This is a genomic window from Mycobacterium sp. 360MFTsu5.1, assembly GCF_000383495.1.
In the GTDB taxonomy this organism is placed as follows: Bacteria; Actinomycetota; Actinomycetes; order Mycobacteriales; family Mycobacteriaceae; genus Mycobacterium; species Mycobacterium mucogenicum_B.
Genome location: NZ_KB911465.1, coordinates 347,743 through 369,680, shown reverse-complemented (window position 1 = coordinate 369,680; position 21,938 = coordinate 347,743). Strand labels below are relative to the sequence as shown.

Sequence of the window (21,938 nt, the reverse complement as noted above, 5' to 3'; positions counted from 1 at the left end):
CGATTACACAGAAAAAGATTGTAAGCACTCACTTTCTGTCCTAGTCTCACGTCATGACCTACGACGTGATCGTCAAAGACGGCTTGTGGTTCGACGGCACCGGCCGCACGCCGCAATTGCGCAATCTGGGTATCCGCGACGGCGTCGTCGCGACGGTGTCGGCACAGCCGCTCGATGAGACGGGCTGCCCCGACGTCATCGACGCCAAGGGCAAGTGGGTGACGCCGGGCTTCATCGACGTCCACACCCACTACGACGCCGAGGTGCTGCTCGATCCGGGCCTGCGGGAGTCCGTCCGCCACGGTGTGACGACCGTGCTGCTGGGCATGTGCTCGCTGTCGACGGTCTACGCCGAGAACGACGACGCCGCCGACCTGTTCAGCCGCGTCGAGGCGGTGCCGCGCAAGTTCGTCGTCGGCGCGCTCGAGGAGAACCGGTCGTGGTCCGGACCCGCCGAGTACGTGCAGGCACTCGAGGCCCTGCCGCTGGGCCCGAACGTCAGCTCGCTGCTGGGCCACTCCGACCTGCGCACCTCGGTGCTGGGCCTGGACCGCGCGACGACCCCGAACGTCACCCCGACCAACGCCGAGCTCGAGACCATGGCGTCGCGGCTCGAGGCCGCCCTGGACGCCGGCATGCTCGGCATGTCCGGCATGGACGCCGCGATCGACAAGCTCGACGGTGACCGCTTCCGGTCCCGCGCGCTGCCGTCGACCTTCGCGACGTGGCGTGAGCGCCGCCGCCTGATCAAGGTGCTGCGCAAGCGCGGCCGCATCCTGCAGAGCGCGCCCAACGTCGCGAAACTGCAAGAGGCACTGAACTTCTTCCTCGAGAGCAGCGGCTGGTTCGGCCGTCGCGCCGGCGTGCGCATGAGCCTGCTGGTGGCCGCCGATGCCAAGTCCTCGCCTGGCGCGGTGTACCTGCTGGGTCCGGTGACGCGCCTGGCCAACAAGGTCCTGAACTCGAAGGTCCGCTTCCAGCACCTGCCGGTGCCGTTCGAATTGTATTCGGACGGAATCGATCTCCCGGTTTTCGAGGAGTTCGGTGCGGGCACCGCCGCGCTGCATCTGCGCGACCAGCTGGAGCGCAACAAGCTGATGGCCGACCCGGAGTACCGGCGCCGGTTCCGCAAGTCGTTCGACAAGAAGGTGCTGGGCCCGACGCTGTGGCACCGCGACTTCCACGACTCGACCATCGTCGAATGCCCGGACAAGTCGTTGATCGGCAAGAGCTTTGGCCAGATCGCCGACGAGCGCGGCATCCACCCGCTCGATGCCTTCCTCGATGTCCTGGTCGAGCACGGCGAGCGCAACACGCGCTGGACAACCATCGTGGCCAACCACCGTCCCAAGCAGCTCGACAAGCTGGCCGTCGAACCGTCCGTGCATATGGGCTTCTCGGATGCCGGTGCGCACCTTCGCAATATGGCGTTCTACAACTACGCGCTGCGGATGCTGCGCCGCGTGCAGGACGCCGACAAGGCCGGCCGCCCGTTCATGACCACCGAGCACGCCGTGCACCGGCTCACCGGTGAGGTCGCCGACTGGTTCGGCCTGGAGGCCGGCACGCTGCGTCAGGGTGAGCGCGCCGATTTCGTGGTGATCGACCCCGCCGGCCTCGACGCCGGACTCGAGGCGTACCACGAGGATTCGGTCGAGTTCTACGGTGGCCTGAGCCGCATGGTCAACCGCAGCGACGCCGCCGTGGTGGCGACCGGTGTGGGTGGTCAGGTGGTGTTCCGCGACGGTGAATTCGTCGAGGGCTACGGCGACACGGTGAAGTCCGGCCACTACCTGCCGGCGCGTGGCGCGAAACTGCCGGTGGCGCAAGCGGTCTGACATGGCCAGAACCCAACAGCAACGCCGCGAAGAGACGCGGGCCCGGCTTCTCGACGCCGCGATCGCCACCATCGTCGAGGTCGGCTATGCCCGCGCCTCGGCGGCGGTGATCGCGCGTCGGGCCGAGGTCTCCGACGGCGCGCTGTTCAAGCATTTCGCCACCATGGGCGACTTCATGGCCGCCACGGCGCTGGAGGTCATGCGCCGTCAGCTGGAGCAGTTCAGCAAGCAGATCGCCGAAATCCCTTCGGACCGGCCGGCTCTGGAAGGCGCGTTGATCGCGCTGCGTGACATCAGCGGCAACGCGACCAATGCGGTGATGTACGAGCTGATGGTCGCGGCGCGCACCGACGAGAAGCTGCGGACGACGCTGCAGGGCGCCCTCGTCGAGTACGGCCGCAACATCTACGAGACCGCGCAGGAGATGCCCGGCGCCGATCAGCTGCCGCCGGAGCTGCTGATGCTGATCGTCGCCGTCATGGTCAACACCTTCGACGGCGCGGCGCTGATCCGCGCCGTGCTGCCGCAGCCCGAACTCGAGGATGGCCGCATCCAACTGCTGGCCACGATGCTGGGGAGTCTGGGCGTTCAGACCTGACGGGTCGGCGGCTCGGGATCGGGCACCCGCGCGCCTTCCAGCGCCACCGCGCGGGCCAGCTGGGCGTACCGCAATTCCAGGTCTTTGAAGCGCATGTACGCGCTGATCGTCGTGAACAGGAACGCGATGACGAGCGCGTACAACAAGAGGTCGGCGCCGCGGCCGATGCCGAGCCAGTGCGCCACCACCGTGGTGTCGTTGGGGCGCAGGATCGCGTAGATGGCGCCGAGCACGAAGAACACGTAGCCGACCTTCACCCACGCCCGCGACTGCGCGTTGCGCCGCGACGAGAACAGGTAGGCCAGCAGCAGGACCACCGCGCCGATCAGTAATGCCTTGGTCCAGATCATCGGCGCAACCTCCCGCGCAGCAGCCCGTCGACGACGATGTTGACGCCGTTGACCAGCGGCTGACCCTTCGACATCGAATAGTCGGTGTACAGGATCTGCACCGGCTGTTCGGCGATCCGCCACTGGTTCTCCACGATCAGCGCGACGAACTCGCTGGCGTGGCTCATGCCGTTCATGGTCAGGTTCAATCCGTCGGCGACGGTCTTGTTGAACACCCGCAGCCCGTTGTGCGCGTCGGTCAGGTGCAGCTGGCGGCTGGACCGGCTGAGTTTGGCGACGATCGGCAGCAGCAGCCGTTTGAGCATCGGCATGCGGTCGGGCGGCTGGTCGGCGAACCGCGTGCCGATGACGATGTCCAGGTCCTCGGCCTGCAGCCGGTCGAGCATCCGCACGACATCCTTGACCTGGTGCTGACCGTCGGCGTCGAACGTGGCGAAGAACTGTGCCCCGGGGCGGGATCGGGCGTATTCGACGCCGGTCTGGATGGCCGCGCCCTGCCCGAGGTTCACGGGGTGACGCACGACGTGGGCACCGGCGGCAAAGGCGCGGTCGCCGGTGTCGTCGCGGCCGCCGTCGTCGACGACGACGACGTTGGGGAAGACGGCGCGCACGTCGGCGACGACGTCGGCAATGACGCTCGCCTCGTTGTACGCGGGGATGACGATCCAGACGTCGCGGTAAAGGGACATGTTGCTGCCGAAACTACACGCTCAGGGACGCCGGATCGCGCCGAGCGCGGCCAGGTGGACGACGATTCCGACCAGCGGTCCGCACATCAGCGCGACGATGGTCCGGGTCTGGAGGTCCAGCGGCAGCAGCAACAACAGTGCCGCGGCCACCGTGGCGCTCACCCAGCCCACCGCGTAGGCGCGGTGCAGCGCGGCGGCGACGGTGGCGGCCCCGGTCAGGGTCAGAAAGGCGATGGCGACGGCGCCGGCCGTCAACCAGGCCAGCAGCGCGCCGCTCGCGGCGTACTCGGGCCCGAACAGCGTGCGCAGCAGCCATGGCCCGAGCAGCCCGGCGGCCACCACCGCCAGCGCGCCCAGCCCGGCGAGGACGAGGGTCGGCGTGAGCAGGGCCCGCAGCCTGCGGTTGTCGACGAAATGCGCGATCAGGTTGCCCTGCATGGCGGTCAGCGGAACCAGCAGCGGGGCGCGGGTCAGCGTCACCGCCAGGATGATGACGCCGCCGGTGGCACCCAGGTCCCGGGACGTGGCCTGCAGCAGCACCGGGAAGCCCATCACCAGCACGGCGCTGGCGCCCGCGGCGGCGATCGAGTGCGCCGAGCCCGTGAGGAACGTTCGCGGGGTGCCGGGCGTGTGGATGGCGGCCGCGGACCGGGCCACGTGGGAGGCCAGCAGCAGGATCAGCCACGACATCGACCCGGCAACGGTGGCCCACAGATAGCCGTCCAGCCCCCAGCCCAGGACGAACGCGGCGACCGCGACGGCGACCCGGATACCGGCGTCGGTGACCATGAGCGTGCCGTACTGGGTCCAGCCGTCCGCCCCGGCCAGCACGCCCAGGAGCGTGGCGTGCAAGCAGAAGCCGGCCAGGCCGACGCTCAGCAGCGTCACGCTCAGCGGGGTGGATTCGACGAACACGTGCGCCGCCCACAGCGGGGCGGTGCCGGCGATCAGCAGGCCCGCGGCGACGGCCACGAGCGCGGCCACCCGGAGGGGCTGCAGATGCGGCCCGGGTTGGGGCTCGGCCGCGCGGGCGACGCGGACCTCACGCGTGGCCTCCTGCAGCAGCCCGTTGGCCGCGCCGGTGAACAACCCGAAGGCGCCCCAGAAGACGCTGAACACCGAGAACCCGGCGGGGGCCAGATCGCGCGCGGCGAGGTAGAGGATCGCGTAGCCGCAGAGCGCGCTGAGCACCGTTGCGACGGCGACCCGCGCCACACCGCTGGGTTTCACTGTGCCGGTAGCTCCGTCGTGTAGAGCCACGCGGTCCACAGTCCGCGCAGGGACTGGTCGGTGTAGTTGGCGGCCAGGCCGGTGAAGTCATCGGTCAGTGCGGTCGAGTGCCGGTACCGGGTGGTCCAATCACGTAGTAGCGCAAAGAAATTCGCGTCGCCGATGGTGCGCCGCAGGGCGTGCAGGGTCAGTGCGCCGCGCTTGTACACGCGGTCGTCGAACATGTCCTCGGGCCCGGGATCGGCCAACAGCAGGTTCTGCGGCAGGCCCCGGAGTTTCTGCAGATTGTGGGCGGCCAGCTGGTCGGCGGTGCGCCAGCCCGACTCCTCGGCCCACAGCCACTCCGCGTAACAGGCAAATCCTTCGTGCAGCCAGATGTCGCGCCAGCGTCGTACCGTCACCGAGTTGCCGAACCACTGGTGCGCCATCTCGTGCGCGATGAGCCGCTCGGCGCTGCGGCGGCCGTCGCAGTGGTTGGCGCCGAAGATCGAAATGCCTTGCGCCTCCAGCGGGATCTCCAGGTCGTCGTCGGTGACGACGACGGTGTAGCCGGTCGACAGCGGATACGGCCCGAACAGCCGGGTGAACAGCTGCATCATCTGCGGCTGGCGGCCGAAGTCGTATTCGAAGTTGCGGATCAGCCGCTGCGGCAGGGCGGCGGACATCGGCACCGGTGATTTGGACAGGCGCACCGATTCGTAGCGGCCGATCTGCAGGGTGATCAGGTAGGTCGACGTCGGCTCGGCGAGCTCGTACACCCACAAGGTCTGTGCCGCACGGGTTTTCCGGCTCACCAGCTCGCCGTTGGCGATGACCCGGTACGGGCTGTCGGTGCTGATCGCGATGCGGTAGCTCGCCTTGCTGCTCGGGTGGTCGTCGCACGGGAACCACGAGGCCGCGCCGTTCGGCTGCCCGGCGACCAGGGCCCCTTCCGTCAGCTCCTCGAAACCGACTGTGCCCCAGATGGATTTGATGGGGCGCGGGTTGCCGCCGTAGCGCACCGTCACCTTCATCGCGGCGCCGGCGGGCAGCTGGTCGGCCAGCGTGATGTGCAGCTTGCCGTTGACGGTGCGGAACTTGGCCGGGCGCCGGCCGTTGACCTCGACCTTGGCCACCGACAGGTCGTCGGACAGGTCCAGGGTGAACCAGTTCAGCGACGCCAGGGTGACCGCGGTGATGTGGGCGATGCCCGTCAGCCGGTTGCTCTCCACCTTGTATTCGAGGCCCAGCTCGTAGCGGGAGACGCGGAAACCGAAGTTGCCGTTGTTGGGCAGGTACGGATCGATCACCGGCGCAACGCTTTTGCGGTCCTTCTTGTTTGTTCGGGTCACGCGGCTTGCGCCTTATTTCGGCCGCCGGACTTGCGCTTCTTGCCGACCCACGGGGCGATCGGATTGCCCTGCCAGCGCGTCGAGGCCGGCACCGCGTCGCCGCGCATCACCAGCGAGGCCGGGCCGACCGTCGCACCCGCACCGATGCTGGCGGCGGGCAGTGCGACGCAGTGGGTACCGAGCGTCGCGCCCTCGTCCAGCACCACGGTGTCGAGCTGCATGATGCGGTCGTGGAACAGGTGGGTCTGCACCACGCAGCCCCGGTTCACCGTCGCGCCCCGGCCCAGCGTCACCAGGTCGGCCTCTGGCAACCAATAGGTTTCGCACCACACGCCGCGGCCGATCGCGGCGCCGAGGGCCCGCAGCCACAGGTTCATCACCGGGGTGCCGCTGGCCGCGCGGGCGAACCACGGGCCGGCGACGGTCTCGACGAAGGTGTCGGACACCTCGTTGCGCCACACGAACGGCGACCACAGCGGATGCTCGACGGCCCGGATGCGCCCGACCATCAACCATTTCGCGACCACGGCGATGGCGCCCGCGATGGCGCCCGCGTTCAGCAGCACCAGGCCGGCGCCCAATGATGCCCACAGCCAGCCCAATTCGCCGGCGAGGGCCTGCAGGACGCCGAGGACGGCCACGCCGATGCCGAACGTCACCATCACCGGGACGATCCGCAGGGTCTCGACCGTCGACCGCATCACCTTCAGGCGCAGTGACGGGTGGAAGGTGCGCACCGCGTCGGCTTCGGTTGGCTGGCGGCGCAACCGGATCGGCGGACTGCCCAGCCACGATGATCCGGCCTTGGCCTTGTGCGGCGTCGCCGACAGCACCGCGACCAGCCCGTCGTCGGGGACACGGCGCCCGGGCTGGGTGATGCCGGAGTTGCCGAGGAACGCGCGCCGGCCGACGGTCGCCTTGGCGACGTGAATCCAGCCGCCACCCAGTTCGTACGACGCCACCATGGTGTCGTCGGCCAAGAACGCGCCGTCGAGCACCTCGGTGAACTTCGGCGTCAGCAGGGCCGTCGAAATCTCGGTGTCCTTACCGACTTTCGCGCCGAGGATCCGCAGCCACCACGGCGTCAACAGACTGGCGTAGATGGGGAACAGGTAGTTGCGGGCGGCGTCCATCAGGCGCTCGGTGGCCCACAGCTGCCAGCCCACGCGGCTGCGCACGGGGTGGTAGCCCTCGGTCAGGCCGAGGGCCAGCAGCCGCACCCCGATCACGGTCAGCGCGGCGTACACCGCCATGGCGACCACCGCGGCGACGGGCGTCCACAACGCGACCGGCAGGACCGCCTCCGGCAGCGAATGCGTATGGCGCACCGGCAGAATCAGCACCGCGAGTCCCGCCGCGAGGGCCAGGATCGGCAGTCCGCCGAGCAGCACCGACGTCACCCCGTACATCGCGACCCAGATGGGCGCGCGGCCCGGCCGCTCGTCGGGCCACGGGTGGTGGGCCTTGCCGGACTTCACCGCCGGCGAGCCCTTCCAGTACTGACCGGCCTTGACCTTGCCGATCACGCCGGAACCCGGTGCGACGTCGGCGTTCTTGCCGACCACCGCACCCGGCAGCAGCGTCGTGCGGGCGCCGATGGTGGCGTCGTTGCCGATGCTGATGGGTCCGACATGGAACAGGTCGCCGTCGATCCAGTGCCCGGTGAGGTCGACCTCCGGCTCGACCGAGCAGCGGTCGCCGAGGGTGAGCATGCCGGTGACCGGTGGTGTCGAGTGCAGGTCGACGCCGTCGCCGACCCGGTTGCCCAAGGCGCGGGCGTAGTACACCAACCAGGGTGCGCCGGCCTGGTTTTCGGCGCCGCTGGCCTCGCCGAGCCGTTCGGCGAGCCAGACCCGCAGGTGCTCGGAGCCGCCGCGTTTGTAGGTGCCCGGTTCCAGGCCGGACAGCAGGGCGCGGGCGGCGAACACGGCGATACCCATGCGGCCGATCGGCGTGACGAACACCAGGAACCCGACGAGGATCACCCACCAGTTCACGGTGTGGGCCCAGGGCAGCAGGTGCAGCGCCGCGGCGGCGTTGTTCAGGATGGCCAGCCAGACGACCCACTGCATGCCGGCGAGGGTCGCGAGCGGGATGGCGGCGGCGGTCTGGATCAGCTGTGTCGTCAGCGGAACCGGTGTGACGCTTCGGGTTTCGACCACCGGTGGTGGGTCGAGTTCGTCGAGATAGCCGGCCAGCGAGCCCAGGCGTGGGTGGTCGTAGAGGTCGGCGACGGTGACCTGCGGGTACTTCTCGCGCAGCAGCGACACGAGCTGCGCGGCGGACAGCGAGCCGCCGCCGAGCGCGAAGAAATCGGCTCCGGGTCCGTCAATCGGGGAGGCCAGTACGTCGCGCCACAGCCCGGCGAGCCAGCCCATGGTGCCGTCCAGGTCGGGGCTGTCGTCGCCCGCCCCGTCGACGGGCCACGGCAGCGCGTTGCGGTCGACTTTTCCTGATGTGCGCGTGGGCAATTCGTCGACCAGGACGAGGCGCGGCACCAGCGCGGCGGGCAGCGACTCGGCAAGTGTCTTGCGGGCCTTGGTGATATCGAATTCGGGGTCGGTGCTGGCGATGTAGCCGACGAGCAGGGGAGTGCCGGTGGCGGTCTTGCGCACCGCGGCCGCGCCGCCGCTGACACCCGGCAGGTTGACGAGTGCGGCGTCGACCTCGCCGAGTTCGATGCGCCGGCCGCCGACCTTGACCTGATCGTCGGCGCGACCCTGGAAGTAGAGACCGTCCGCCTCGAGCCGGACCAGGTCACCGCTGCGGTACGCGCGGCCCCAGCCGAGGGTCTCCATCGGCGCGTACTTCTCGGCGTCCTTCTCCGGGTCGAGGTAGCGGGCCAGGCCGACGCCGCCGATCACCAGCTCGCCGATTTCGCCGTAGCCAACCTGCAGACCGTCCTTGTCGACGACGGCCAGATCCCAGCCGGGCAGCGGCAGGCCGATGCTGACCGGGCCACCGCCGAGCGGCGCAAGGCAGGCGACGACCGTGGCTTCGGTGGGGCCGTAGGTGTTCCACACCTCGCGGCCCTCGACGGCCAGGCGCTCGGCGAGCTCGGGCGGGCAGGCCTCGCCGCCGAAGATCAGCAGGCGCACGGCCTCCAGCGCCTCGGCGGGCCACAGCGAGGCGAGCGTCGGCACCGTCGAGACGACGGTGATGTCGCGCGACACCAGCCACGGGCCGAGGTCCATGCCGCTGCGCACCAGCGAGCGCGGGGCCGGGACGAGGCAGGCGCCGTGGCGCCAGGCCAGCCACATCTCTTCGCAGGACGCGTCGAACGCCACAGACAGCCCGGCCAGCACCCGGTCGCCCGGGCCCAGCGGGTTGTCCTTCAGGAAGATTTCGGCCTCGGCGTCGACGAAGGCGGCGGCGTTGCGGTGCGTCACCGCGACGCCCTTCGGGGTGCCGGTGGAGCCGGAAGTGAAGATGATCCAGGCGTCGTCGCGGGTCAGCGGGCGGCCGGCCTGCCAGCCGCGGGTCGAACCGGGACCGCGGACCAGACCGGCTTCGGTGATGATGCCGACGACGCCGGCCTCGCCGAAGACCAGCGCGGCGCGTTCCTCGGGATCGTCGGCGTCGACGGGGACGTATGCGGCGCCGGTCGCGAGGGTCGCCAGGATCGACACGTACAGCGCGTAGCTGCCCGACGGCATGCGGATGCCGATACGGTCACCGCGGCCGATGCCGCGCGCGGCCAGCCAGGCGACGCTTTCCTCGACGTCGGCGATCAGCTCGGCGTAGGTGAGCTGGACGGTGCCGTCGTCGATGGCGGGTGCATCGGGATATTGGTCGGCCGTGGCGTAGAGGATGTCGATGAGGGTCCGGGCCTGCGGTGCGTTCGCCGAACGCACGTACTGCGGGGGGATCTCCTGATGCACGGGTACAAACTACTAAGGCTTGGCGAACGCTTCCTGGCGGCGGGCACGCCGTGGCGGCTTCGTTACCAGTTGTTGTAGCCGCCTTCAGGCCCGAGCATGCGTTCCAGCCGGGTCCGGTTGATGCGGGCCAGCTCGTTACGGACCACCTTGCGCTCGGTCTCGTGGTCGTTGTGCATGCGGTCGGCCATGTGGGTCAGCACTTCGTTGGCGCTCATAGCGCCGACGAACATCACGAAGTCGAAGCCGAAGTGGTCGCGGTAGGTCGCGGCGTGTGCGGTCAGGGTCGCCATCAGGTCGGGGTCGCGATCGCACACCGCGCACTGCTCGAACTGCGAGCGGGCGCTGCCGGGGCGGCGCCCGAGCTGCGGATAGGCCTGCAGGATCGCGTCCACCGAGGAATCGCCGAGCGCGAAGAGGAGGTCGTCGGCCCGCCGGAACAGGTGGTCGTGGTCTTCGTAGGCGCGTCCGTCGGCCAGGCTGCCGGCCAGCGGCACGCTGTAGCAGCATTCGTACAGTGCGTGCACCGCCCGCTGCTTCGGCATGGCGTTGAACGCGTCGAGACCGATTCCCTGATGCATCAACACAAGGACATCATCGAATCTGCAGGGTACGAGCAGATTTCCTCGTGTTACAGCGGGGCAAATTCATTTATCTGGGGTATGGCGTGCACCATACGTATCCGATAGAATCGAACGTATGTTCGAGATTCTGTCGGTAGATTCCAAGGCCGATGAGGCGGCGTTGTCGGGTCGCATGGCGGAGCTCGAACGGGTCAAGGCGCGTGCGGCGGCCCAGCAGGCCCGGATTGCGGCCGAACTGGAGGCGCGGCGGGTGGCGGCGGCCGCGGCGGGTGGGCCGCGGGTGTCGCGGGCCGCGCTGGGTTCGGAGATCGGGTTGGCGCGGCGCGAGTCGCCGCATCGGGGTGAGCGGTTGATGGCGATGGCCCGCATCCTGGTCGCGGACATGCCGTGCACGCTGGCCGCGTTGGAGTCGGGTGTGCTCTCCGAGCACCGGGCCGAGCTGATCACCAAAGAGGCCGAGTGCCTGTCGGTGTTGGATCGCCGGCTGCTGGATGCCGAATTGTGCTCGGACCCTGCCACCCTCGATGGTAAGGGTGATGCCGAGATCACCGCCGAGGCCAAGCGGATCGCCTACCGGCTCGATCAGGAGGCGATCGTGCAGCGGGTGCGCCGCGCGCCGGCCGGGCGTCATGTCCGGTTCCGGCCTGCTGGTGACGGCATGGCCACCGTGAGCGTGCGGCTGCCGGCTGCCGAAGGCCGCGCCATGCATACCGCGCTGTCCGATGAGGCGGCGAGCACGCTGGCCTCGACACTGCCGGGCACGACGGTACCGGCCGGGTTGGGCCGCACCCACGACCAGATCATGGCCGACGTGATGCTGCAGCGGGTCACGGGCCGCAACCCGGTGCAGTCGCCGGTGCCGGTGACGGCGAACCTGGTGCTCTCGGATGAGACCCTGCTCGGCGGTGGCTCAGAACCGGCGCATCTGGAGGGGTACGGGCCGATCCCGGCCGAAATAGCGCGGGATCTCGTCGTGGTCGGCGCGCTCGATGCGCAGGGCGCGGCCGCGGTGCGGCGCCTGTACGCCCAGCCGGGCACCAACAAGCTGGTGGCGATGGAGTCGAAATCCCGGGCGTTCCCGAAAGCCCTGGCCCGGTTCATCGCGTTGCGGGATCAGATCTGCCGGACCCCGTACTGCAACGCCAGGATTCGGCACACCGACCACATCCGGCCGCACGCGCAGCATGGCCCGACCAGCGTGCACAACGGTCAAGGCCAATGTGCGCACTGCAACTACGTCAAAGAAGAACCCTGCTGGCACGCGGCCACAACCTACGACCGGCACGGCCGCCACACCGTCACACTGACCACTCCGACCGGTGCGGTCTACACCTCCGCCGCGCCGCCGATGCCGACAGGACTGCAAATCCTGACCCGCAGGGTCCATCTCGCGATCATCGACGAGGGATCGCGCCCGCGGGTGATGCGCAGCTAGCCCACCTGTGTGGCGACTCACGGTTTCCGGCGGCGCTCGGCGGCGCATGATGAAGTCATGGACGGTGTGCTGTTCTTCGACGGCAAGTGCGGAATGTGTACCCGCGCCCGCAATCAGTTGCTGCGGATGAATCGCACCGGCCGGCTTCGCACCGAACCACTGCAGAAGCCCGGCACCGCCGAACGACTCGGCGTGGCACCCGAGCACCTGATGGAATCGGTGTGGTGGCTGGATTCCTCCGGCGAAGTGCTCGGCGGCGCCAAGGCGGCAAACGCTGCCGTGGCCGCGGCGATCGGCACCCGGTTGCCGTTGTGGGTTTACGGCATCCCGGGAGTCGGTGCGCTCCAAGAGCGGATCTACCGCTGGGTGGCCACCCACCGCTACCACTTCCGCGGCGTCACACCGTGGTGCGAATCCGCGCCGTCGGAATGTACTTCAGCGTAGCTGCGCCATCACGCGGTAACCCTCGACTGCGCTGGGGTAGCGGGGACGCCAGTCCGAAGCCTCGCGAAAACGCTTGTTGCTCACCCGAAGTGACCTCGTTATCGACGTGAGTCGGTCACCGAGCAGGAGTCCCAGCCGTCCTGGCCCGCTGATCCAGATGCGGCGCCCGACGGCGGCGGCGCAGGCCTCGGCGTACTCGCGCTTGGTGAGTGGCCGGTCGTCGACGACGTTGTAGGTGCCGCCGGGTGTCGTGAGTGCCGCGACGACGGCGTTCGCCGCATCCGCGACGTGGATCGACGACAGGTAGGTGCCGGGGCGCCCGGGGGAGAACCCGATGTGCCACTTGGCCATGTCGAGGATCTGTTCACTATGTGCCGCGTGCGGACCGTAGAAGACGCCGAACCGCAGGATCGTCGCCTGCCCGCCGGCGGCGGTGAACCGATGTGCGCTGGCTTCGGCGGCGTGGTTGCCGCGGGTGATCGGGTAATGGTCGACAGGCTGGTCTTCGTCGATCCAGTCGCTGCCGCCGTCGCGGTAGATCATCACCACGGATTCTTGAATCAGGTTGGGAACGCCCGCATCCCGCGCGGCATCGACGACGGTCGCGGACCCCTCCATACGTACCCGCTCGCATTCCGCCCAGGCGGATTTACGGATGAACGCCGTGGTCGACGGCAACGCCGACGCCAGATTGATCACCGCGTCGTGGTCGGCGAAAGCGTCGGCCAGCCCGCGACGGTCGAACAGCGACACCGAAACCGGCTCAGCGCCTTGGCTTCGCAACCAGGCGGCTTTCGCGTCGCCGCGAGCCAAGGCGGTGACGGCATGCCCCGCCGCGACCAGGGCGGGCACGGTGTGGACGCCGATGGCGCCCGTCCCTCCGGTGACGAAAACCCGCATCAGCTGAACGCCACCGGCAACGTCTGCGGTCCCCGAATGGCGGGTGTGTCGCGCCAGGTGACCTCTCCGCGGATAACGGGTTGGCGGGCAAGGACTTCACGCAATGCGACGGTCAACTCCAGTTGGGCCAGCGCCGAACCCAGGCAGTAGTGCGCGCCGTATCCGAAGGCCACAGGAGCGGGCCCGGTGCGGCCCAATCGGAAGCGGTCGGGGTCGTCGAACACCGCCGGGTCGCGGTTGGCGGCCGCCACCACCACCACGACGCTGTCGCCGGCGGCGATATCGACGCCGGCGACCGTGTGGTTCTCGGTCGCCGTGCGCACCGTCGACTGCACCGGACCGTCGAGCCGCAGCAGCTCGGTGATCACCACCCCGTCAACGGTGTCGACGTGTTCGTGCACCAGTCGAATCAGCCCGGCGCCAAGCAGATTCGCCGTGGTCTCGTGCCCGGCGACCGCGATCAGGATGGCGGTCACCACGACATCTTCGAGGGACAACTCTGGATCGGTGGCGATGAAGCTGAGCAGGTCATCGCCGGGATGAGCCCGTCGATCGGCGGCGAGTGGCAGGAACTCCGCCATGAGTGCGGCGGCGGCGCCGAAGCCTTCGGCCACCTCCACGGGATCGGCCAAGGTGCCGAGCATGCGGATGATCGCCGGCGACAGCTCACGCAGCGACGCCGCGTGGGCCGGGTCGAGGTCGAGCCATTCACCCACCACGGCGATCGGCAGCGGCAGTGCGATCCGCGACATGAAATCGAACGGCTCACCGGTGGGCGCCTGTGCGATGACCTCGGCGGCGATGGTCTCCACGCCCTCGGTCAGCCCGGATATCGTGCTGCGGGTGAACGCATCCCGGACCGCGCCGCGCAGCCGGTCGTGGTCGGCGCCGTCGGTGAAAAGCATCGACGCCTTGGCGAACTCCGGCGCCATCATGGTCATCGACGCGCGTGCCACCGGGTTGGCCAGCGGGTCGCTCGTCCAGCCGGACCCGCCGAGCACCTGCCGGGCCGCGTCGTAGCCGAGCACCAACCAACCCTGTGCGGCGTTGTCCCACACGACATCTCCGTCGCGCCGCCGGGCCTCGTAGAACGGGTAGGGATCGGTGGCATCCCAGGGCAGCCGGGCCGCGCTGACGTCGTTAGCCGACATGATCGTCGGTCCCGAAAGGCAAACCACGCTCGCGAACCCAGGCCACGTGCTGACGGCCCAACTCCGTGATCGGCTCTGCGACGCCGTCCATGTCGTCGACGGCGGCCCGAGCGTGGAAGGTCGCATGTAAGGCGGTGAAGATGGCGTTCATCGACAGGTTGAGGCGGGAGAAGAACACAAAGTCGGCGGGCACCGTGATGTGCCGCATGGGGTGGTCGGCGTCGCGGACGTCCAGCATCGAGGCGATGGCACGCCGCGACGTCTCTTCGGTGTAGGTCACCGGCTGCGGGACAAGCAATTCGTAGATGATCTGTTGGTACCAGTTGTAGGCGTCATCGGCAGTGAGTACGGAATCGGCTGTTAAGAAACCACTTTCGACCATTGCTGCTCGAAGATGGTCCCGCTGTCCGTCTACCGCAGTGCGGAGCATGTGCACGATCTGGCCGCGTTGATGCTCGGTGAGTACCTTCACGCAGCCGAAGTCGACGAATCCGACCGTGCCGTCAAGGCCGAATCGGTAATTGCCCGGGTGCGGGTCGGCGTGGAACAGATTGCCGTGCCGGTACGCTCCGGCGATGAATCGGGTGATCACCTCGGCCCAGGTGTCCTTCAAGTTCTGATCGACGTCTTGCGCTGCCGCCCAGTCCAATCCGTTCAGATACGTCATGGTGAGGACACGGTCGCCGGATGCCTCGCGAACGACCTTGGGTACCCGGATGAACGGATGATCGCGGTACAGCTCATGGAACGCGGTGATGTGGTCGGCCTCGCGGCGGTAGTCGATCTCCTCGGAGATGCGCTCCGAAATCTCCGCGGCGACGGGGGCGATATCGGGCAGGATCGCGCCGCCGAACGTGCTCGCCGCCCCGGCCGCGAACCGGAACATCGTCGCCAGCAGTTCGGTGTTCGACAGATCATCGCGAATGGCCTGTGCCACACCGGGATACTGCACCTTCACCGCGACGTCGCGGCCGTCGTGCAGGACGGCCCGGTGTACCTGTCCGATGGACGCCGCGGCCATCGGTTCGTCGGAGAACGACGCGAAGACGGCGGAGATCGGGCGGCCCAGGTCGTCCTCGACGACGCGCCGAGCCAGCGCCGAGTCCATCGGCGGCGCGTCGGCCTGCAGTCGGGTCAGCGCCCGCTGGTATGGCGAGAGTTCGCCGGCGCCAATGGCATTGGCATCGACCATCGATACCAGCTGGCCGGCCTTCATCAACACGCCCTTGGAGTGGCCGAGGAGTTCGGCGTACTGCTCGGCGGTGCGCTCGTGGAACCGTTCGACGGCGCCGGTGTTGCCGGCCTTCTCTCGCAGCGCGGCGACCATCCGTCCACCGGCGGCGCGCGCGGTGAAGCCGGCGACCGGCATGGTGCGGCGGATGCGTCCGCGCGGCACATTCCCGGTCATTGCGCCTCCCAGCGTTGTATGGTGACCTAGTACGAAATATATGACCCTTCTTATATGCGGTCAATGGTGGGGAGTCAGTGGTGGAAACGTCGACCCGGGAACGGACCAAGGAACGGCTGGTCACCGAGGCCATGCGGCTGTTCGGTGAGCAGGGCTACAAAGCCACCAGCATCACGCAGATCGAGAAAGCGGCCGGCCTGGTGCCCGGCTGCGGCGCCCTCTACAACCACTTCAAGACCAAAGAGGCCGTGCTCGCGGCGGGGATCGACCGGCAACTCGACCGGCGCCGCGCGATGCACGACATCAGCGCGCTGTTCGCCGGGGAAGGAGAACTGCGGACCGAGCTCACGCTGCTCGGCCGGTACGTGCTGAGTGTCCTGAACCAGGAAAGCCAGTTTCTACAGGTGGCGGCCCGCACGCCGGCGGACCAGTCGGACCGCGTCAACGCCGCCTACGCCGCTCTCGTCGACGGCCTCTACAGCGAGCTGGCCGACTGGATCGGGGGTTGCGCGCCCGGCCTCGATCCGGCCGAGGCCCGGCGGATCGCCGTGGTCGGGGTCAACGCGCTGCTGGGCAAGCAGGCGACGCGCGTCGTCTTTCACGCCCCGGAGGTGGACATCCCCGACGATGAGTACATCGCGGACTGGACCGCGATGCTGGCCGGCCGCATCGAAGCGGCCCGCTAGTCGGGCAGCGTGACCGGCGGGAAGTACTCGCCTTCCGGCGTCCGGTGCCACCACACGCGTTCCTGCCGCAGTTCGTGGGGAGTGGCGTAGCGGTAGCGGAAGATCCGCGCGCGGACATAGCGCGGCGGGCTATCCGGAAACGGATTGTGCCGCAACAGTTTCAGCGTGTCCGCGTCACCGCGCAGCAATCGCTCCAGCAAGCCGACGAACCACTGACGGCCGTAGGTCGGCGAGATCGCGGCGAACCACATCAGCCAGTCGAGCCGCAGATGGTAGGGCGCCCACTGCCGCGGCAGGCGGCCCACGGCGCCGGGCTTGCCCTGGAATTCGTATTCGCGCCAGACGGTTTCGTCGGTGATGTCGTCATCGTCGGTGCCCTCGATCACCACCTCCCGCCGGATGCGGCCGATCGAGCCGAAGGCGCCGTAGCTGTTCACCAGGTGCAGTGGGTCGAACGATGCGTTCATGCGTTGCCGCGGCGACAGCAGATTGCGCACCGGCCAGTAGCTCAGCACCACGACCAGGACGCTGAAGCCGATGACGAGCACCACGAACCACGTCGGCGGTGCGGCGGGCAGCGGCGAGCCGGGCGCCGGCCCGGCGATCGCACTGAACGCCAGCACCATCGTCAACCAGTTCAGCCACGCGTAGTTGCCGGAGATCACCAGCCAGAGCTGCGTGACCACCACGATCGCGCCCGCGACAGTGGCGACGGGCTGCGGTGCGAACAATCCGAACGGAACCACCAGCTGCGTGACGTGGTTGACCGCAACCTCGACGCGGTGCAAGGGCTTGGGCAGGTGATGGAAGAACCAGCTCAGCGGGCCCGGCATCGGCTGGGTCTCGTGGTGGTAGTAGAGGCACGTCAGATCGCGCCAGCACCGGTCACCGCGAAGCTTGATCAGCCCCGCACCGAACTCGGTCCGGAAGACGAGCCACCGTGCCAGCCAGATCACCAGGACCGGTGGCGCCACGGAGTCGTTGCCGAGGAACACCGCGAGGAAGCCGGCCTCCAGCAGCAGTGACTCCCAGCCGAAGGCGTACCACCGCTGCCCGACGTTGACGATCGACAGATACAGCACCCACAGCAACAGCCACAGGAGCATCGCCGCCCACAGGGGCACGACGTCGCCGGCGCCCGCGACCAGCGCGGTACTGAGTGCGGCACCCGACCAGGCGACGGTCGCGAAGAACCTGTCGGAGTAATGCCAGTGAAAGATGCTGGGCGCCTGCCGGAACGACACCGCCGACAGATATCGCGGAATGGGCAACATGCCCTGTGCGCCGAGTAGGGCGCGGAATTGCCTTGCGGCGCAGAGGAAAGCAATCAGATAGACGCCGGCGATGCCGCGCTCCAGCACCAGCCGGCTGAACCAGTATTCGGGTGCTGTGAACCAATCCATCGCCGATTCCTGACCCGCCGCTGCTTTCCAGGGTACGGCGGGTCAGGCTCGGTGAAAACGAAAGTTAGTGCTCTTGCTCTTCGAACCGGGCGATCGAGCGGGCCAGCTCTTCTTCGGCCTCTTTGCGGCCGACCCAGTCGGCGGCCTTGACGAACTTGCCCGGCTCCAGGTCCTTGTAGTGGACGAAGAAGTGCTTGATGGCGTCCAGTTCGAACTCCGAGATGTCGCTCAGGTCCTGGACGTTGTCCCAGCGCGGGTCACCGGCCGGCACGCACAGCAGCTTGTCGTCGCCGCCGGCCTCGTCGGTCATCTTGAACATGGCGACCGGGCGGGCGACGACGATGCAGCCCGGGAAGACCGACTCGGTCAGCAGCACCAGCGCGTCCAGCGGGTCGCCGTCCTCGCCGAGGGTGTTCTCGAAGAACCCGTAATCGGTGGGGTAACCCATGGGGGTGAAGAGGTAGCGGTCGAGCTTCACTCGCCCGGTTTCGTGGTCCACTTCGTACTTGTTCCGCGAACCCTTGGGGATCTCGATGACGACTTCGTGCTCCACCGGGAGACTCCTTAGCTCTGTGCTGATAACGGGCTACACCTTAGACGAGCGATACCCTGCTGAGTGACCCGTACGAGTTCAGGAGCAACATGCGGCCCACCCGGTGGCGCCGATCGACCCACTTGGTGATCGGTGTGGCAGTTCTCGTGCTGGTTGCCGCGCTGGTGGCGGCCGCCGCGGTGATGACGCGGCACGACGCCGTCCCGGCAGCCGGGGCGACGGCCAAGCCGCAACCCGCGCTCGTCTCGCCCCGACCTGCGGTGCAACCGGTCTCCGACGCCGCCCCGCAAGTGGTCCCCGCGCAGCTGGCCGCCGTGCTGGCGCCGCTGGCCGCCAACCCGAATCTCGGCATGCTCGGTGGCCGGATCACCGATGCCATCACCGGGACAGAGCTGTGGGCGCAGGGCGCGAACATCCCGCTGCAGCCGGCATCCACCAACAAGACCCTCACGGCGGCCGCGGCCCTGCTGACTCTCGACCGCAACGCCCGGCTGACCACCACGGTCGTGTCCGGCGACAGCCCGGGCGTCGTGGTGCTCAAGGGCGGCGGCGACCCGACGCTGTCGGCGGCGTCGCCGGGCACCGACACCTGGTACGGCGATGCGGCCCGGATTTCCGACCTGGCCGACCAGGTCCGCAAGGCCGGCGTCACACCTCGCGCCATTCAGGTCGACACCAGCCTCTACTCCGGCCCGACCATGGCGCCGGGCTGGGACGTCGCCGACATCGAGGGCGGCGACTGGGCCCCGATCCAATCGGTCATGGTCGACGCCGGTCGCGTCCAGCCCACCACGGTCGAGTCCAAGCGCTCGACGACACCGGCCCTCGATGCCGGCCGCGCACTGGCGGCCGCCCTGCGGGTTGACCCCGCCAACGTGACGCTCCGCACCACCCCCGCCGGTGGTCAGCAGCTCGCCGCGGTGCAGTCCCCGCCGCTGATCGAGCGCCTGCGCGAGATGATGGGCGCCTCCGACAACGTGATGGCCGAGTCGATCGGCCGGGAGGTCGCCGCCGCGGTGAACCAGCCGCAGAGTTTCGACGGCGGGGTCCGCGCCGTCCTCGGGCAGCTGGCGAAGGCGGGACTGACCACCTCGGGTGCGACGCTGTTCGACGCCAGCGGTCTGTCGGTCAACGACCGGCTCACCGCGGCGGTCCTCGACGACGTCGTCAACGCCGCCGCGGGCACCAGCGAGCCCCGTCTGCGTCCGCTGCTCGACGTCCTGCCGATCGCCGGCGGCAGCGGCACGTTGTGGAACCGCTACGCCGACACCTCGTCGGCCGGCTACCTGCGCGCCAAGACCGGTTCGCTGACCGGCACCAACGCCCTGGCGGGCATCGTCACCGACCAGAGCGGACGGGTCCTGACCTTCGCGCTCATCTCGAACAACGCCGGTCCGGAGGGACGCACCGCGCTGGACGCCCTCGCCGCGGCGTTCCGGTCCTGCGGGTGCGGCACGTGAGCCGGACGCCGACCGTCGGCCGCGCCGTCGACTGGGGCTTCGCCGCCACGGTCGGGGCGAAGCTGACCCGCCCGGAACCGGAGACCACCGACTACACCCGCAACCAGGTGCGCGCGCAGCTCGCCGATTCGGCGCGGCGGGCCGAGCTCCCGGTGCGGGAGGTGACGCTGCTCAACGAGGGCGCTGAAGTGCCCGAAGCGCGCGTCGTCGATCGGCAGGACTGGGTGCGCGCCGCGACCGAGTCCATGCGGGTGATGACGGGCGGCGAAACCTCGAGCCCCACAGGCCTGGCCGCGAAGCTGGGCGGACGTATCACCGGCGCGCAGACGGGCGCGGTGCTGGCGTTCGTGTCGTCGGGCATCCTCGGGCAGTACGACCCGTTCGCCGCCAATGGTGGAGAGCTGCTGCTGGTCGCGCCGAATGTGCTTGCCGCCGAACGGCAATTGAAGGTCGATCCCACCGACTTCCGGCTCTGGGTCTGCCTGCACGAGGTGACGCACCGCGTGCAGTTCCGCGCCAATCCGTGGCTCACCGAACACATGTCGCAGGCGCTCGCTGTGCTGACGGACGAATCCGGTCTGGATGCCGGTGACGTCATCGGCCGGCTGGCCGAGTACGTGCGGGCGCAGCGTGACGGCGACGCCGACGCGAATTCGCAAGGCATCCTTGGCATCATGCGCATCATGCAGTCCGACGAGCAGCAGCGCGCGCTGGATCAGCTGCTGGTGCTAGGGACGCTGCTGGAGGGGCACGCCGACCATGTGATGGACGCCGTCGGTCCGGCGGTGGTGCCGTCGGTCGCCACCATCCGTAGCCGGTTCGACGAGCGCCGGCATCGCAAACAGTCTCCGCTGCAACGGATCGTCCGCGCCCTGCTCGGTGTCGACGCCAAGATCGCCCAGTACACCCGCGGCAAGAAGTTCGTCGACGAGGTGGTGTCGACCGTCGGCATGAAGCGGTTCAACGCGGTCTGGACCGATGCCGAAACCTTGCCGCTGCCAACCGAAATCGACGAGCCGCGGCGATGGATCGATCGAGTGCTCTGACCCCGCTGCGCGCGGCCGTCACCGCCTTCGCGCGCCGGCACCCGGCCGACCGGTGGTGCGTCGGGCTCTCTGGCGGCGCCGACTCGCTGGCACTGACCGCCGTCGCCGCCGCCCTCAAGCCGACCGTCGCGTTGATCGTCGACCACGGCCTGCAAGCCGGATCGGCCGACGTGGCCGCCACTGCGGCGGCACAGGCCCGGCAGCTGGGTTGCGTTGACGCACAAGTGATCTCTGTTGACGTCGGCACCGACGGTGGGCCGGAAGCCGCGGCCCGCACCGCACGCTATGCCGCCCTGGACGCCGCCCGTGGTGAGGCACCGGTGCTCCTCGCGCACACCCTCGACGACCAGGCCGAGACGGTGTTGCTCGGCCTGGGCCGCGGTTCGGGCCCGAGATCCATTGCCGGCATGCGGGTTTGGGACCCGCCGTGGGGTCGGCCCCTGCTGGAGGTGCGGCGCGCCGACACCGAAGCCGTCTGCGCCGAGCTGGGACTCACGCCGTGGCAGGACCCGCACAACACCGACCCGCGCTACACCCGGGTCCGGCTGCGCACCGAGGTGCTGCCGCTGCTGGAGGACGTGCTGGCCGGTGGCGTCGCGCCGGCGCTGGCCCGCACGGCCGCTGCGCTGCGGGAGGACAACGATGCCCTCGATGCCCTGGCCGCCGGGCACCTGGCCGCCCTGCGCGAAAGCGAGGGCCTCACCGTCGCCGGCCTCGAGGACCTCCCCGCCGCGCTGCGGCGCCGGGTGATCCGCGGCTGGCTGCTGAGCGTCGGCGCCACCACACTCACGGACGTACAGCTGCGCGCCGTCGACGCGCTCGTGGCGGACTGGCACGGGCAGGGCGGCGCCGCCGTGAGCTCGCCGCTGCGGTACCAGCGATTGATCGTCACCCGCCGCGCGGGACTGCTCACCGTCGCCGCCAGGCCCGTGTGAGCGACCGCCGAATGGGACG

General features: G+C 69.1%; 19 protein-coding genes. 8 read left to right on the top strand and 11 right to left on the bottom strand.

What is annotated here, in order from left to right:
* Nucleotides 1-53: 53 nt before the first annotated feature.
* Together H289_RS0111530 and H289_RS0111525 are read left to right on the top strand one after the other, a co-directional pair.
* Nucleotides 54-1,838 carry an N-acyl-D-amino-acid deacylase family protein gene (locus tag H289_RS0111530; protein ID WP_020100951.1) on the top strand — a complete coding sequence of 595 codons (1,785 nt, stop codon included), beginning with the start codon at nt 54-56 and terminating at the stop codon, nt 1,836-1,838.
* A 1-nt stretch (nt 1,839) separates the two neighbouring features.
* Entirely contained in the window at nt 1,840-2,436 is a 597-nt protein-coding gene (locus H289_RS0111525; protein ID WP_020100950.1) for a TetR/AcrR family transcriptional regulator, read from the top strand.
* On the opposite strand, the gene H289_RS0111520 is transcribed toward H289_RS0111525, so the two are convergent.
* From H289_RS0111520 to H289_RS0111495, 6 genes are all read right to left on the bottom strand, one after another.
* Nucleotides 2,427-2,786, bottom strand: a complete 360-nt coding sequence (locus tag H289_RS0111520; RefSeq protein WP_020100949.1) for a DUF2304 domain-containing protein — start codon at nt 2,784-2,786, stop codon at nt 2,427-2,429. The genes H289_RS0111525 and H289_RS0111520 overlap by 10 nt on opposite strands.
* A complete protein-coding gene (gene ppgS / locus H289_RS0111515) occupies nt 2,783-3,475 on the bottom strand; it encodes a polyprenyl-phospho-N-acetylgalactosaminyl synthase PpgS (protein ID WP_020100948.1) in 693 nt (230 codons plus the stop codon). The genes H289_RS0111520 and ppgS overlap by 4 nt, the downstream gene beginning before the upstream one ends.
* A gap of 21 nt (nt 3,476-3,496) precedes the next feature.
* Nucleotides 3,497-4,705, bottom strand: coding sequence for a polysaccharide biosynthesis protein (locus H289_RS0111510; RefSeq protein ID WP_020100947.1), 1,209 nt, complete (start codon nt 4,703-4,705; stop codon nt 3,497-3,499).
* Nucleotides 4,702-6,036, bottom strand: coding sequence for a M1 family metallopeptidase (locus H289_RS0111505; RefSeq protein ID WP_020100946.1), 1,335 nt, complete (start codon nt 6,034-6,036; stop codon nt 4,702-4,704). Before H289_RS0111505 ends, H289_RS0111510 begins: the two co-directional genes overlap by 4 nt.
* Complete coding sequence (locus tag H289_RS0111500; RefSeq protein WP_020100945.1) at nt 6,033-9,917, bottom strand: Pls/PosA family non-ribosomal peptide synthetase; 3,885 nt, start codon at nt 9,915-9,917, stop codon at nt 6,033-6,035. Before H289_RS0111500 ends, H289_RS0111505 begins: the two co-directional genes overlap by 4 nt.
* 62 nt (nt 9,918-9,979) lie before the next feature.
* Nucleotides 9,980-10,501, bottom strand: a complete 522-nt coding sequence (locus tag H289_RS0111495) for a 2-oxo-4-hydroxy-4-carboxy-5-ureidoimidazoline decarboxylase (RefSeq protein ID WP_020100944.1) — start codon at nt 10,499-10,501, stop codon at nt 9,980-9,982.
* A gap of 112 nt (nt 10,502-10,613) precedes the next feature.
* On the opposite strand from H289_RS0111495, the gene H289_RS0111490 reads away from it, so the two are divergent.
* Both H289_RS0111490 and H289_RS0111485 read left to right on the top strand, forming a co-directional pair.
* Nucleotides 10,614-11,933, top strand: coding sequence for an HNH endonuclease (locus H289_RS0111490; protein WP_020100943.1), 1,320 nt, complete (start codon nt 10,614-10,616; stop codon nt 11,931-11,933).
* Between the two features lie 57 nt (nt 11,934-11,990).
* Nucleotides 11,991-12,377, top strand: a complete 387-nt coding sequence (locus tag H289_RS0111485) for a thiol-disulfide oxidoreductase DCC family protein (protein ID WP_020100942.1) — start codon at nt 11,991-11,993, stop codon at nt 12,375-12,377.
* Here the strand turns inward: H289_RS0111485 and H289_RS0111480 are convergent.
* Genes H289_RS0111480 through H289_RS0111470 form a run of 3 tightly spaced genes read right to left on the bottom strand, consistent with a single transcriptional unit; the run spans nt 12,369 to nt 15,836 of the window.
* Nucleotides 12,369-13,277: an NAD-dependent epimerase/dehydratase family protein gene (locus tag H289_RS0111480; RefSeq protein ID WP_020100941.1), complete on the bottom strand. Its 909-nt coding sequence runs from the start codon at nt 13,275-13,277 to the stop codon at nt 12,369-12,371. The two genes, H289_RS0111485 and H289_RS0111480, sit on opposite strands and share 9 nt — an antisense overlap.
* Nucleotides 13,277-14,428, bottom strand: coding sequence for a cytochrome P450 (locus tag H289_RS0111475; protein WP_020100940.1), 1,152 nt, complete (start codon nt 14,426-14,428; stop codon nt 13,277-13,279). The genes H289_RS0111480 and H289_RS0111475 overlap by 1 nt, the downstream gene beginning before the upstream one ends.
* A complete protein-coding gene (locus tag H289_RS0111470; protein ID WP_020100939.1) occupies nt 14,418-15,836 on the bottom strand; it encodes an ABC1 kinase family protein in 1,419 nt (472 codons plus the stop codon). Before H289_RS0111470 ends, H289_RS0111475 begins: the two co-directional genes overlap by 11 nt.
* 131 nt (nt 15,837-15,967) lie before the next feature.
* Between H289_RS0111470 and H289_RS0111465 the strand changes: the two genes are divergently transcribed.
* Nucleotides 15,968-16,522 (top strand): TetR/AcrR family transcriptional regulator, encoded by a 555-nt coding sequence (locus H289_RS0111465; protein WP_051128473.1) that lies wholly within the window; start codon nt 15,968-15,970, stop codon nt 16,520-16,522.
* Here H289_RS0111465 and H289_RS0111460 read toward each other — a convergent pair.
* Both H289_RS0111460 and H289_RS0111455 read right to left on the bottom strand, forming a co-directional pair.
* Entirely contained in the window at nt 16,519-17,925 is a 1,407-nt protein-coding gene (locus H289_RS0111460) for a lipase maturation factor family protein (RefSeq protein WP_020100937.1), read from the bottom strand. The genes H289_RS0111465 and H289_RS0111460 overlap by 4 nt on opposite strands.
* 64 nt (nt 17,926-17,989) lie before the next feature.
* Nucleotides 17,990-18,478, bottom strand: a complete 489-nt coding sequence (locus tag H289_RS0111455; protein ID WP_020100936.1) for an inorganic diphosphatase — start codon at nt 18,476-18,478, stop codon at nt 17,990-17,992.
* An 89-nt stretch (nt 18,479-18,567) separates the two neighbouring features.
* Here H289_RS0111455 and dacB point away from each other — a divergent pair, with 89 nt between their 5' ends.
* Genes dacB through tilS form a run of 3 tightly spaced genes read left to right on the top strand, consistent with a single transcriptional unit; the run spans nt 18,568 to nt 21,919 of the window.
* Nucleotides 18,568-19,938 (top strand): D-alanyl-D-alanine carboxypeptidase/D-alanyl-D-alanine endopeptidase, encoded by a 1,371-nt coding sequence (gene dacB / locus H289_RS0111450; protein ID WP_029105109.1) that lies wholly within the window; start codon nt 18,568-18,570, stop codon nt 19,936-19,938.
* Nucleotides 19,935-20,984 (top strand): Rv3626c family coenzyme F420 biosynthesis-associated protein, encoded by a 1,050-nt coding sequence (locus tag H289_RS0111445; RefSeq protein ID WP_029105108.1) that lies wholly within the window; start codon nt 19,935-19,937, stop codon nt 20,982-20,984. The genes dacB and H289_RS0111445 overlap by 4 nt, the downstream gene beginning before the upstream one ends.
* A complete protein-coding gene (gene tilS / locus H289_RS0111440) occupies nt 20,963-21,919 on the top strand; it encodes a tRNA lysidine(34) synthetase TilS (RefSeq protein WP_020100933.1) in 957 nt (318 codons plus the stop codon). The genes H289_RS0111445 and tilS overlap by 22 nt, the downstream gene beginning before the upstream one ends.
* Nucleotides 21,920-21,938 lie beyond the last annotated feature (19 nt).

Excerpts from the sequence above, each read along its gene's own strand:
- H289_RS0111530 (WP_020100951.1), top strand. The coding sequence starts at position 54 with ATGACCTACGACGTGATCGTCAAAGACGGCTTGTGGTTCGACGGCACC.
- H289_RS0111465 (WP_051128473.1), top strand. The coding sequence starts at position 15,968 with ATGCGGCTGTTCGGTGAGCAGGGCTACAAAGCCACCAGCATCACGCAG.
- H289_RS0111480 (WP_020100941.1), bottom strand. The coding sequence starts at position 13,277 with ATGCGGGTTTTCGTCACCGGAGGGACGGGCGCCATCGGCGTCCACACC.
- H289_RS0111485 (WP_020100942.1), top strand. The coding sequence starts at position 11,991 with ATGGACGGTGTGCTGTTCTTCGACGGCAAGTGCGGAATGTGTACCCGC.
- H289_RS0111460 (WP_020100937.1), bottom strand. The coding sequence starts at position 17,925 with ATGGATTGGTTCACAGCACCCGAATACTGGTTCAGCCGGCTGGTGCTG.
- ppgS (WP_020100948.1), bottom strand. The coding sequence starts at position 3,475 with ATGTCCCTTTACCGCGACGTCTGGATCGTCATCCCCGCGTACAACGAG.
- tilS (WP_020100933.1), top strand. The coding sequence starts at position 20,963 with ATGGATCGATCGAGTGCTCTGACCCCGCTGCGCGCGGCCGTCACCGCC.
- H289_RS0111520 (WP_020100949.1), bottom strand. The coding sequence starts at position 2,786 with ATGATCTGGACCAAGGCATTACTGATCGGCGCGGTGGTCCTGCTGCTG.
- H289_RS0111475 (WP_020100940.1), bottom strand. The coding sequence starts at position 14,428 with ATGTCGGCTAACGACGTCAGCGCGGCCCGGCTGCCCTGGGATGCCACC.
- dacB (WP_029105109.1), top strand. The coding sequence starts at position 18,568 with ATGCGGCCCACCCGGTGGCGCCGATCGACCCACTTGGTGATCGGTGTG.
- H289_RS0111525 (WP_020100950.1), top strand. The coding sequence starts at position 1,840 with ATGGCCAGAACCCAACAGCAACGCCGCGAAGAGACGCGGGCCCGGCTT.
- H289_RS0111490 (WP_020100943.1), top strand. The coding sequence starts at position 10,614 with ATGTTCGAGATTCTGTCGGTAGATTCCAAGGCCGATGAGGCGGCGTTG.
- H289_RS0111470 (WP_020100939.1), bottom strand. The coding sequence starts at position 15,836 with ATGACCGGGAATGTGCCGCGCGGACGCATCCGCCGCACCATGCCGGTC.